The sequence below is a fragment of the Kitasatospora sp. NPDC023385 genome (assembly GCF_055664045.1).
This window is the reverse complement of the sequence record NZ_JBVOOL010000028.1, coordinates 64652-76060: the sequence shown is the minus strand read 5'-3', so window position 1 is coordinate 76060 and position 11409 is coordinate 64652. Positions and strand designations below refer to the sequence as shown.

Sequence of the window (11409 nt, the reverse complement as noted above, 5' to 3'; positions counted from 1 at the left end):
TGCGGCTGTTGCAAGCCGAACACGACGAGACCACCGCACGCGCCGACGGCCTGCGCGAACAGATCGAGCAACTCACCCGTGCCCTGGCCGAGGCCGAGGCCCGCCTCGCCGAGATCGTCACCACCCGCAAGGTCATCGACAGCCTCGCCCTGCCCGACCACGCACAGGCCTGCGAGGAGCCCGCCACCGTCTACCAGCGCATCGTGACCGCCTTCAACGAGCACCCCGGGCGCGTCTTCCAGGTTCGCGACCTCCACGAACTCCTCGCACTGCCCACCGACGAGCCCTCGATCAACGTCACCCGCTCCCGCCTGGGACGACTCGTCCGTCAAGGATTCCTCGACCAACCCGGACGCGGCCGGTACCAGAAACGGACTTAACGTCCTCTCAGACCTCGCCGAGGGGGATGTTCGGGTTCGCCAGGCGGTCGGCGTCCACCACGCGCTTGGAGATGATCAGTTCGCGCATCGGGTCGGTGACGTCCCAGACGTTCATGTTCATGCCGGCAAGCACCCGGCTGTCCTTGAGCCAGAACGCGATGAACTCGTTGGCCTTCACGTCCCCCCGGAACACGACCCTGTCGTAGCCGTCGGGCTCGACGTAACCGAGGTACTCCATGCTCAGCTTGTCCCCTGAGGCCACCGGCTCGTTAGGATGCCGGGGTGTCCACTCGGCATCGGTGAAGAAGTACGGGATCCGGTCGTACACCGCGTCCGGCTGCCCGAGCATCGCGCGGGCCGCGGTCTGCGGCTGGTTGAGGGCGTTGGCCCAGTGTTCGACCCGGATGTGCTTGCCGAACAGCGGGTGGTAGGCGTTGGCGACGTCGCCGGCCGCGTAGACGTCCGGGTCGGAGGTGCACAGGTGCCGGTCGGTCCTGATGCCGTTGTCGACCTCCAGCCCGGCCGCCTCGGCGAGCCCGACGGCGGGGGAGATGCCGATGCCGACCACGACCGCGTCGGCCGCCACCGTCGTGCCGTCGCCGAGCTTCACGCCGGTCACCGTGCCGCCGTCGCCGGTCAGTTCGGCCACCTCGACGCCGAGGCGCAGGTCCACGCCGTGGTCCCGGTGCAGGTCGGCGAAGACCTGGGCGACTTCCCGGCCGAGCACCCGCAGCAGGGGCAGTTCGAGGGCTTCCAGCACCGTCACCTCGGCGCCCGCCTCGCGGGCCGCGGCCGCCACCTCCAGGCCGATCCAGCCCGCGCCGATCACCGCGATCCGGGCGCCTGGCCGAAGCACCGCCCTGATCCGGTCGCTGTCCTCGACCCGGCGCAGGAGGAGCACGCCCGCCTGGTCGGCGCCGGGCACCGGGAGCGGGCGCGGCACCGAGCCGGTGGTCAGCAGCAGCTTGTCGTACGCCACCTGACCGTCGTCGGCGAGCGTCACGGTGTGCCCGGCCGGGTCGATCGAGACCACCGCCGTGCCGAGGCGCAGCGTGACGTCGTGCTCGCCGTACCACTGCGGCGGGTGGACGTGGATCTTCTCCCGGGGCGTCTTGCCCTGCAGGTAGCCCTTGGACAGGGGCGGCCGCTCGTACGGGCGCTCGTGCTCCTCGCCGATCAGGACGATGCTGCCCCGGTAGCCGGCCTCCCGCAGGGCCTCGGCCGCCTTCGCGCCGCCCAGGGACGCGCCGACGATGACGATCGGCCGGTCCTGCCCGTCGCCCGTCCGGCCTGTCGCGCCCGTCCCTGTCGCGCCCTCCGTCCCGCCTGTCCCGTCTGTCCCGGTCGCGCCGTTGTCCGTGCCCGCCATGCTCGACTCCTCGTTCTCCGGCCGTGGATCAGGGGCCAGCCTCCCGCCGCCCGGGTGGCGTGTCGACACCGCGGCGGGCGCGCCGCGCCACGCTCGCCCGTACGAGTGAACGGGAGGTCCGGGTGAACCGGCGGCCCTACGGCGTCATGGCCGCCCTGACCAGCGCGGTGTCGGTGAACTGCTCGAAGCGGACGATCCGCCCGCCGCGCACGGTGAAGTGGTGGGCGACCCGGACCGCGAGCGGCTTTCCGGTGGTCTTGTGGACGGCCGTGTAGCGGGCCAGCACCACGACGTCCTCGCCGTCCACCACGTAGGTGTCGTCGTGCGCCGTCCACTCGTCCCACTCGGCGGCCAGCCGCTCCATCACGTTGGCGGTGACGCCCTTGGGGGTGCGGTAGGTGCCGGCCAGCGGGAAGCCGGCCATCTCGGTCCACTCCACGTCCTCGGCGAGGGTGGCGCGCAGCGCGGCCAGGTCGCCCCGGGCGGAGGCCAGGTACTGGCGGCGCACCACGTCGGCGGGGGCGGTGGACTCGGCGAAGGAGGCGACGTCCCTGGGGATCTCGATCATCGTCCGCTCACCCCCACGCCATCTCGCCCATGACGACCTTGGTGCCGATGTCCACGGCGATCCGCAGCCCCAGGTCGGGGAAGCGCCGCTCCAGCGCCTCGCGGGCGGCGGACGCGTCCGCGGCTCGGCCGATCTCGGTCTCGAAGGCCCGCAGGTAGGCGCGGGTGTGGTCGACGGCGTTGAGGTCGGTGGCCGCGCCGGCGATCCGGTGGCCGGCCGCCACCCAGGTCGGGTGGAGCGCCTCGATGCCGTCCAACAGGTCGATCCAGGCGGCTCGTTGGGCTTCGTCCGGGGTGTCGGCCGTCCATACGTGCAGGCCCTGGAACAGCAGTACCCCGCCCAGTACGGCGCGGTGGTGGTGCTGCCAGAGGTAGTGCCGGTCGGGAAGGTGGAAGTCGGCGCCGCGCACCTCGAAGCGGTGGCCCTCGAAGACGATCTCGTCGCCGGGCATCACCTCCGGCCGGACCAGCCGGGTGGGCAGTTCGGGGCCCAGGTGGGCCCAGGCGCGCAACTTGCCCTCGTACGTCTCCTGGATGTGCTGGACGGTCGTGGCGGTGGCCAGGAACCGGGCCTGCGGGAAGGCGTCCTGGACTTCCTGCGCGCCGAAGTAGAAATCCGGGTCACCGTGGCTGACGAAGACGGTGGTCAGCCGCTTGCCGCTCGCCCGGATCCGCTCGACCAGGCGGCGCCCGTCGGAGCGGGTGAACCCGGCGTCCACCAGCAGGGCGTCCTGCGGGCCGGTGACCAGCACGGACGTCTTGTTGAGCGAGCTGTCGGGGCTGTCGACGATCTCGAAGTCGAGTGCGCTCATGCTGCGGATTCCTTCCTCGGGCCGGGCACGCCTCGCCGCCAGCATCGGCGCTGGGCGTCCCGTGCGCATCCGGAAGGGCTAGGCCTGAGTCCGGGAAGGCCTACGCGCGAGTCCGGCGCGGGCTGCACGCGGGTCCGGGGAGGCCTACGCGCGGGTCCAGAGCGTGAGGTCGCTGCTGGTGGCCACCGCCAGGGTCCGGCCGGTGGGGGAGAAGCCCGCGGCGCGCAGGGTGGACCAGCTGGAGTCGAACACCTGCCACCAGGTCTCCCCGTGCTCGCCCTGCCACGGCCCCCGGCCGGTCGCGAGCAGCACCCGGTGGTGCGGCCACTCCGGGGCGGCGACCTCGACGTGCCAGCCGCCCTCGGCGCCGGTGTGCAGGCCGCCGCCCCACAGCCCGGCCACCGGGATCCGCACGTCCGTGACCTGGCCGAGGCCGGGGCAGCGGAGGTCCGGGCCGTCCGGCTCCTCCGCCGGCTCATGGTCGCGGGCCAGCTTGAGGCCCGTCACGGCGTCGAACAGCCCGCGCCCGCTGTTCGAGACGGTCAGCACCACGTCGTGCCCGCTCTCCGGGTGGACGGCGAAGCCGATGCCGAGCAGCCCGCCGACCGGGATCATCCCCCGGCCGACAGGCCGCCACGGCTCCGGCGGGGCCGTCACCTCGGCGGCCAGGACGCGGTCGCGGAGGTGCTGCTGGTACGGGGTGAGCGCCATGGATCGGATCATCTCACCGGGTCCGGGGCTACCGCGCCGGCGCCAGCCGCAGCACCGCCAGCGCCCCCAGCGCGGTGGCGGCGGCGAGCGGCACCCACAGTGCGCCGGGGCCGGCGGCCAGTAGTGCCGTCAGCACCGCCGGGGCGGCCGCCCGGCCCACGCCCATCGACAGCTCCCAGCGGGCCAGCGCCCGCCCGAGCAGGTGCGGCGGGGCGACGGCCGCCACCAGCGCCGTGCCCGAGCCGGTGTAGAGGATCTCGCCCAGCGTGTACAGCACGGAGACCACCGCGATGCCCGCCGCCCCGGGCGCCCCGCCGAGCGCCCCGGCCGCCCAGAAGCCCAGGTACGAGACCGCCAGCAGCGCCCCCGACGCCGCCAGCACGGCGCGCCGCGAGCGGTCCGCCAGCCGGAGCACCAGCGCCAGCTGCAGGGCGATCACCAGCACCGTGTTGCCGACGAACAGGCCCGAGGACCAGGCCGGGGAGGCGTGCAGCTGCAGCACCAGCAGCGCGGGAAGCGCCACCTCCAGCACGTCGAAGCAGAACGCGTACGGCAGGTTGGCGAGGCTCAGCAGGGTGATCCGGCGCAGCGGCTCGCGCCGCTCCTGCGGACCGTCGGCCGGGGCCTTCTGCGGAGCCCGTACGCGCAGCGAGCCGACCAGCAGGGCCGCGCCGAGGCAGGCCGCGCCGGTCACCCCGGCCAGCAGCCGGATCACGCCCGCCCCGCCGCTCACGGCCACGGTGGCCAGCAGCGCGCCCGCGCCCAGCCCCGCGTTGCGCACCGACCGCCCGGCGGCGAGCGCCGCGTCCCGCAGCCGGCCCTCGGTCAGCGTGCTCACCACCGCCGCGTGCGTGGCCGGCCAGGACTGGCTGCCCACCCCCGAACAGCACCGCCGCCGCCGTGAACCCCGCCAGGCCGTCCACGAACAACAGCGCCAGCGCACCGGCCGCCCGCAGCAGCAGGGTGACGGCGGCGGGAAGGGTACGGGCGCCGCGGTCGATCCAGCGGCCGGTCAGCGGCACCACGAGCAGGCCCGCGACCATTCCGGCCGACAGCGCCAGCCCGACCGCGCCCGCGCCCAGGTGCAGCATGCCGACCCCGTACAGCAGCAGGAACGGCCGCAGCATCCCGCCGCCCACCGCGTCCACCGCCAGCGCGACGGCGTACCGGGGCCCGCCGGCGGCGGTCAGCAGGCTCAGCAGCGCGGACGGGCCGCGCCGGCCGGTGCCGATCGGTGGGGCGGGCGGCTCGCCGTTGCGGGCGGCGGCATGGTCATGGACGGACTTCTCCTGGATCAGGCTCATGGCCGGTACCGTCCGCCCCGGCAGGGCCGCCTGGCACGTCGATTGACGGTTCCCGTCAATCGACGTGAGACGGCGTCGGGCGGGGTGACAGGATTCCTCACGTGAGTGAGCGAAGCGAGGCGGGCGCATGAGCGTGACCATCGACATCACCGGCCTGCCCGAGGAGCGCCTGCTCTTCACGCCCTCCCCGCTCGCCGAGCTGAACGCCATGCTGCACGTGCTCGCCGAGCCCGCGCACCACCCCGCGCTGCACGGCTGGGCGAGCTGCACCACCACCCGGATCCCGCCGGAGCTGTCCGAGCGCCTGCTGGAGGCCGACTTCCTCTGGCGCTCCTCGCGCGCCGACTTCCTCGTCCCCGGCCTGCCCGGCGCCACCCTCGCCGACGAACTCGACGCCGTCGACCGGATCGACGACGAGCTGTACGTCGCCGGAGCCCTCATCACCACCTGCGGCTCCACCCGGCTCACCCCCCGGACGGCCTCCCCGCTCACCGACCCCGCCGCCAACGAGCGCGCCCGCGAACTCGCCCTCGCCCGCGGCCCCCGGCAGGCCGCCTTCGCCGACCGGCTGCTCGCCGACCCGCCCGCCGTCCGGGCGCTGGTGCGGCGAATGTTGGAGGACTGCGAGTCCGCGTTCTTCGCCGACGCCTGGCAGCGCGCCCTGCCCGACCTCGCCGCCGACGCCCGGCACAAGGCCGACCTGCTCGCCCGCCGCGGCCTCGCCGAGGCCGTCGCCGCCCTCTCGCCGTCCGTCACCCTCGAGCACGGCGACGACGGGCGGCGGCGGATCGTCATCGACAAGCTGCAGGACAGCACCACCAGCGCCGTCGAGAACGGCGGCGTCACCTTCATCCCCACCGTCTTCGGCCGCCCCCACCTGCTCGTCGTCTACGCCCCCGGCTGGCGCCCCGTCCTGCAGTACCCGGTCGCCGAGGCGGGCCTGCCCGAACCGGTCTCGCTCGCCCTCGTCCAGCAGCGCCTGGAGGCGCTCGCCCACCCCGTCCGGCTGCGCCTCGCCCGCACCATGGCCCGCGGCCCGCACACCACCGGCGAACTGGCCTCCGCCTGGGAGCTCAGCGCACCCGAGGTGTCGCGCCACCTGGCGGTGCTGCGGAAGGCCGGGCTGCTCACCACGCAGCGGCGCGGGCGGTACATGCTCTACCAGCTCGACCTGGCGGGCAGCGCCCGGCTCGGGTCGGACTTCCTGGAGGCGGTGCTGCGGTGACGCGGCGTGCGATCGGGAACAGCGGCGGTGCGGAACGCGTTCGTCCGGGCATGACCGACGATGCGTCCGCCGCTGCCACCACGCCCGGGATCCTCCGCTACACCGCCTTCGCCACCCGCCCCGAGGGCGGCAACCCGGCGGGCGTCGTCCTCGACGCCACCGGGCTGACCGACCGGCGGATGCTCGCCGTCGCCGCCGAGCTGGGCTACTCCGAGACCGCGTTCCTGACCGCCGGTCAGGCCGAAGGCGCCTACCGTGTCCGGTACTTCAGCCCGCTCGCCGAGGTCCCGTTCTGCGGCCACGCGACGGTCGCCGCCGCCGTCGCCCTCGCCGAGCGCACCGGCCCCGGGCGGTACGTGTTCACGACGGCGGCCGGGGACGTCCCGGTCGAGGTCGAGCGGGGCGCCGACGGGCTGCTGCGGGCCACCCTCACCAGCGTCGAGCCGAAGGTCGAGGACGTCCCGGCGGCCGACGTCGAGGAGGCGCTGGCCCTGCTCGGCTGGTCCGCCGCCGACCTCGACCCGGCCCTGCCGCCGCGCGTCGCCTACGCGGGCGCCCGCCACCTCGTCCTCGCCGTCGGCACCCGCGAGCGGCTGGCCCGGCTCGACTACGACTTCGACGGGCTGGCCGCCTACATGCGGGCCCGCGACCTCACCACCCTCCAACTCGCCTGGCGCGAGGGCCCGGAGGTGTTCCACGTCCGCGACCCCTTCCCGGTCGGCGGCGTGGTCGAGGACCCGGCCACCGGCGCCGCCGCGGCCGCCTTCGGCGCGTACCTGCGCGAGCTGGGCGCGGTGCCGGCCCCGGTGGTCCTGACGCTGCACCAGGGCGAGGACCTGGGCCGCCCCGGCGTGCTGCGGGTCGAACTGCGGGCGGAGGACGCCCGCGTGCGCGTCTCGGGCACGGCGGTGGCGATCCGCTAGGGCCGCACGGGCTCACGGGCGGAGGGGCTCAGGAGCGTGCGACTCGACCAGCTCCCGCCGGGCGACCCGGCCGCCGCGCTGCGCGCCGCGCTGGCCTGCGGCGGGGAGCGCGGCCGCGCATAGACTGCCGGGGTGGATCGACCGACGACAGACCCGGCAAGCGCCGGGCTCTCCGGGCACTCCCGGCCTGCCGTGCTCCCCGAGTTGCCGCTGCAGGAGCTGGAGTGCTTCTCCGTCCTCGTCCACCGGCTGCACTTCGGACGGACGGCGGAGCGCCTGGGCGTCTCCCAGGGCCGGGTCTCCCAGCTGATCAAGCGCCTGGAGGGCCGGGTCGGCGCCCCGCTGTTCCGGCGGACCAGCCGCCGCGTCGAGCTGACCGAGCTGGGGCGTGCCCTGGCCGAGCAGGTGGTGCCCGCCTTCGACCGGCTCCGGGACGGCTACGACGCGGCCCGGGCCCGGGCGGCGACCGCCCGGCCGCTGCGGCTGGGCTTCCAGTGCGCCGTGTACGAGCCGGTCGCCCGGGTGATCGCGAGCCTGCCGGAGGGGACGGCCCAACTGGTCGAACTGCCCTGGGCGGACCCGTTCTCCCACCTCGTCCGGGGCGAGATCGACCTGGCCATCGTGCTCGCCCCCTGCCGGGAGCCGGGGCTGGAGGTGCTGCTGGAGTTCTCCCGGCAGCCGGTGTACGTGGCGGTCTCCGCCGCGCGGAGCCCGGCCGGGGCGGCCGGTGTGACGGCCGACGAGCTGGCCGCGCTGCCGCTGATCGAGCCGCGCGGCCCGGCGCCCGAGTACTGGCGCCAGGTGAACGCGCCCCGGCACACGCCCGGCGGGCGGGAGTTGGCGTACCCGGCGGGCGCCGCCACCATCCAGGAGGGCCTGTCGATGGTGGCCGGCACCCGCCTGGGGCTGCTGCTGTGCGAGCGCAGCACGACGTACGTCCAGCGGCCGGACATCCGCTTCCTGCCGGTGCCCGAACTGGCGCTGACCACCCTGGAGGTGGTGCAGCACGAGCGGCGGCCGCACCCGCTGGCGGCCGGTTTCGTCGAGCTGCTGGCCGAGCACGTCGACTGAGCCGCTTGCCGCCGGTCGGCGGCACCCCAGCCGGCGTCGGACCAGTCGGTTTGGGACCAGCCGGCGTCGGAGCAGTCGGTGTCACGTCAGCCGGTGGCCGCCCGGCCGGGAGCGGGCGGTGAGCAGCAGCCCCGCGGCCGCCAGGGCCGCCGCGGTGAGCAGGACAGCGTGGTTCCCGGCCCGGTCGACGACCAGCCCGCCGGCGAAGGAGCCGAGGGCGATGCTCGCGTTGAACGCGCCCGCCCAGACGGCTGCCGAGGCCTCGATGCCGGCGGGGTCGGCGATGCGCACCCAGTTCTGGGTGGAGACCGAGACCCCGCCGTACGAGACGCCCCAGACGACCAGGGCGAGCACGACGGTGGTGATGCCGCCGGTGACGTACGGCAGCAGGGCGGCGGCGAGGGTGATGCCGGAGAGCGCGAGGGCGACGGCCGCCTTCGGGTGGCGGCCGGACAGCGGGCCGAGGGTGAAGTTCCCGGCGACGCCCGCCAGTCCGTACACCAGCAGGCAGGCGGCGATGGCGCCGCTGCTCAGGCCCGCGTCGGCTTCGAGGACGGGGCGGAGGTAGGTGTAGCCGGTGAACTGGCCGAGCACGACGAGGGCGGTGATCGCGATCCCGACGGCGACGCCCCGGTGGCGCAGGACGCCGGCGAGGCCGCTCAGCCGTCCGCGCTCGTGCACCGGCAGCGCGGGCAGGGTGGCGGCGAGGGCGGCGGCGGAGCCCGCGCCGAGCAGCGCGAGCGCCCAGAACGCGGCGCGCCAGTCGAGCAGGGCGGCGAGGTAGGTGCCCAGCGGTACGCCGAGGACGGAGGCGATGGAGACGCCGGAGAAGATCAGCGTCATGGCCAGGGCGATGCGCGGGCCGTGGGCGAGGCGCGGGCCGAGGCTCGCGGCGAGGCCCCACACGATGCCCATCGCGGTGCCGAGCAGGACGCGGCCGAGCGCGAGGACCGCGAAGTTCGGCGCGAGGGCGGTCAGCGCGTTGGCGAGGCCGAGCAGCAGCATGAAGGCGACCAGGGCGGTGCGGCGGTCGCGCAGCCCGAGGAGCACCGGGGTGAAGGGGGAGAGGACGGCGGCGATCAGGCCGGTGATGGTGAGCGAGAGGCCGGTGACTCCGTCGGAGACGCCGAGGCTCTGGGACATGGGCGTGAGCAGGCCGACCGGCATCATCTCGGAGGAGACCACGGTGAAGGTGGCGAGGGCCACGGCGACGACCGGTGACCAGCGATGGGCTGACGGTGGGGCCGGGGCGTCCGCGTCGGCGAGGCTCTCCGCGTTCGCGAGGGTTTCCGCGTTTGTCATGGAGTCAGCTCATCAGCGGGCAGAAGGGCCGAACAAGATCGATAAGCTCATCGATCCATTAGCTGGGCTCATTGATGCCGATGCCGATGCCGATGCTGATGGTGCCGGTCCAGCGGTGTCGGTTCCGGTGGTGCCCGCTGTGGCTGTCGCGGGCACCACCGGGGCGGGGATCACTCCGCCGGGTCGATCCGGTAGCCCCCGCGGGCCGCGTGGAGGGTGAGTGCCTCGACCGGGCAGAAGTCCACCGCCTCGGTCAGCTCTTCCGTCAACTCCGCTCCGCCGTGGTCGTATCCGGCCAGCGGGGTGGCGAGGCCGTCGATGCCGAGGGCCAGCGAGTCGGGGGCGGTGCGGGCGCACATCCCGGAGCCGATGCAGCGGTCCCGGTCGACCCGGACGGTCACCGGCTCGGTGTCCGCCCCGCCCGTCACCAGGCCACCTGCAGGGAGTTCGGGCTGCGGGTGAGCAGGCCCCGCCGCCAGTCGATCCGCTCGGCCGCGTCGGCCATCCGTAGGGCCGGCAGCCGGCGGGCGAGCCGGTGCAGGGCGAGCTCCAGCTCCATCCGGGCCAGCCAGGCGCCCAGGCAGTGGTGCGGGCCGGCACCGAAGGTCAGCATCGGCGCGGCCAGCGGGGAGAACAGTTCGGTGCCCAGGTTGCCGGTGTAGACGTCGGGGTCCTGGTTGGCGGCGGTGGTGTCGGCGGCGACCACACTGCCGGCCGGGATGGCCACCCCGCCGATCTCGACGTCCTCGACGGTGCGGCGCATCAGGCCGGGCATGTGCTCGTGGGCGTCGCCGAGCGGGACGGCGCGCAGCAGCTGCTCGGTCGCGGCGGCGGCGCTGGCCTCGTCGGAGGCGAGTTGCTGCCAGGCTTCGCGGCCGTCTCCGAGCAGGTAGACCAGGGCGTTGCCGAGGCTGGTCATGGTGGTCTCGTGGCCGGCCACGACCAGGCCGATGACGAGCGCGACCAGCTGCGGCTCGGTGATGGAGCCGTCGTCGGCGGCGGCCGCGAGCAGGCTGCTGACCAGGTCATCGCCGGGCTCGGCGCGGCGCTGGGCGATCACCTCCGCGCCGAAGGCGGTGAACTCGGACATGGCGGCGCCGATCGCCTCGGCGCTGAAGGCGGTGGCCGAGAGCGCGTGGTCGCTCCAGTGCGCGAGCCGTTTGGTGTCCAGGTTGTCGAGGCCCATCAGCCGGCTGATCACCGCGACCGGCAGCGGCCGGGTGTAGGAGGCGACGACGTCGGCGGGCGAGCCGTGGTCGATCAGCTCGTCGATGAGTGACTCGACGACCGAGGCCACCCACGGCTTCCAGCGGGCGATCGCCCGCGGGGTGAAGGCCCGCTGCACGGTGCGGCGCAGCCGCTGGTGCTCGGTGCCGTCGATGTTCAGCATGCTCTGCGGGTCGTCGAGGATGTTGGGCGTGACCGTGACCGGCGGTGCGTCCGGCGCGTAGAGCGGGGCGCGGCCCAGGCGCGGGTCCGTCAGCACCTGGCGCACGTCGGCGTGTCGGCTGACCAGCCACACCGGAGTGCCGGTGGGCAGCGCGGCGAGCCGGGGCGGTCCGGGTTCGAGGTGGCGCAGGCAGTGCAGCGGGGGGAGCGGGGCGGTGCCGGTCGCACTGTTCTCGGTGGACATCCGTACTCCAGACTCCAGGACGGTGGGCCGCGAGGTGCGGTCCGACGGGGGGTGTATCCGGGATTGGCGCGGGGACGGGTGGTGCGGCCGGCTGGCGGCTCGACACGGGCCG

Annotated in this window: 13 protein-coding genes; 5 read left to right on the top strand and 8 right to left on the bottom strand. The window is 74.8% G+C overall.

Annotation, left to right across the window (positions count from 1 at the left end):
* The coding region (locus AC0B61_RS30930) for a hypothetical protein (RefSeq protein ID WP_471744807.1) at nucleotides 1–380 on the top strand (380 nt) is incomplete at its 5' end.
* Nucleotides 381–387: 7 nt separating this feature from the next.
* Here the strand turns inward: AC0B61_RS30930 and AC0B61_RS30925 are convergent.
* The 5 genes from AC0B61_RS30925 to AC0B61_RS30905 all read right to left on the bottom strand — a co-directional run bounded on the left by AC0B61_RS30925 (nucleotide 388) and on the right by AC0B61_RS30905 (nucleotide 4677).
* On the bottom strand, nucleotides 388–1749 hold the full coding sequence (locus tag AC0B61_RS30925; RefSeq protein WP_471744805.1) for an NAD(P)/FAD-dependent oxidoreductase: 1362 nt from the start codon (nucleotides 1747–1749) through the stop codon (nucleotides 388–390).
* A 136-nt stretch (nucleotides 1750–1885) separates the two neighbouring features.
* On the bottom strand, nucleotides 1886–2317 hold the full coding sequence (locus AC0B61_RS30920) for a nuclear transport factor 2 family protein (protein ID WP_471744804.1): 432 nt from the start codon (nucleotides 2315–2317) through the stop codon (nucleotides 1886–1888).
* A gap of 7 nt (nucleotides 2318–2324) precedes the next feature.
* The gene (locus AC0B61_RS30915) at nucleotides 2325–3128 is read right to left on the bottom strand and encodes an MBL fold metallo-hydrolase (protein ID WP_471744802.1); all 804 of its coding nucleotides are present in this window, start codon (nucleotides 3126–3128) and stop codon (nucleotides 2325–2327) included.
* A gap of 144 nt (nucleotides 3129–3272) precedes the next feature.
* Nucleotides 3273–3839, bottom strand: coding sequence for a hypothetical protein (locus AC0B61_RS30910; RefSeq protein WP_471744800.1), 567 nt, complete (start codon nucleotides 3837–3839; stop codon nucleotides 3273–3275).
* 28 nt (nucleotides 3840–3867) lie between these two features.
* The gene (locus AC0B61_RS30905; RefSeq protein ID WP_471744798.1) at nucleotides 3868–4677 is read right to left on the bottom strand and encodes an MFS transporter; all 810 of its coding nucleotides are present in this window, start codon (nucleotides 4675–4677) and stop codon (nucleotides 3868–3870) included.
* Here AC0B61_RS30905 and AC0B61_RS30900 point away from each other — a divergent pair.
* The 4 genes from AC0B61_RS30900 to AC0B61_RS30885 all read left to right on the top strand — a co-directional run bounded on the left by AC0B61_RS30900 (nucleotide 4670) and on the right by AC0B61_RS30885 (nucleotide 8362).
* Entirely contained in the window at nucleotides 4670–5248 is a 579-nt protein-coding gene (locus AC0B61_RS30900; RefSeq protein WP_471744796.1) for a hypothetical protein, read from the top strand. The genes AC0B61_RS30905 and AC0B61_RS30900 overlap by 8 nt on opposite strands.
* A gap of 22 nt (nucleotides 5249–5270) precedes the next feature.
* Nucleotides 5271–6368: a DUF5937 family protein gene (locus AC0B61_RS30895; protein WP_471744794.1), complete on the top strand. Its 1098-nt coding sequence runs from the start codon at nucleotides 5271–5273 to the stop codon at nucleotides 6366–6368.
* Between the two features lie 50 nt (nucleotides 6369–6418).
* Nucleotides 6419–7291 carry a PhzF family phenazine biosynthesis protein gene (locus AC0B61_RS30890; protein ID WP_471744793.1) on the top strand — a complete coding sequence of 291 codons (873 nt, stop codon included), beginning with the start codon at nucleotides 6419–6421 and terminating at the stop codon, nucleotides 7289–7291.
* Nucleotides 7292–7423: 132 nt separating this feature from the next.
* Complete coding sequence (locus AC0B61_RS30885) at nucleotides 7424–8362, top strand: LysR family transcriptional regulator (protein WP_471744791.1); 939 nt, start codon at nucleotides 7424–7426, stop codon at nucleotides 8360–8362.
* 81 nt (nucleotides 8363–8443) lie between these two features.
* Here AC0B61_RS30885 and AC0B61_RS30880 read toward each other — a convergent pair whose 3' ends face one another.
* The 3 genes from AC0B61_RS30880 to AC0B61_RS30870 form a co-directional block, all read right to left on the bottom strand.
* A complete protein-coding gene (locus tag AC0B61_RS30880; protein ID WP_471744789.1) occupies nucleotides 8444–9664 on the bottom strand; it encodes an MFS transporter in 1221 nt (406 codons plus the stop codon).
* 170 nt (nucleotides 9665–9834) lie between these two features.
* Nucleotides 9835–10092: a ferredoxin gene (locus AC0B61_RS30875; protein ID WP_471744787.1), complete on the bottom strand. Its 258-nt coding sequence runs from the start codon at nucleotides 10090–10092 to the stop codon at nucleotides 9835–9837.
* A complete protein-coding gene (locus AC0B61_RS30870; protein ID WP_471744785.1) occupies nucleotides 10089–11297 on the bottom strand; it encodes a cytochrome P450 in 1209 nt (402 codons plus the stop codon). Before AC0B61_RS30870 ends, AC0B61_RS30875 begins: the two co-directional genes overlap by 4 nt.
* Nucleotides 11298–11409 lie beyond the last annotated feature (112 nt).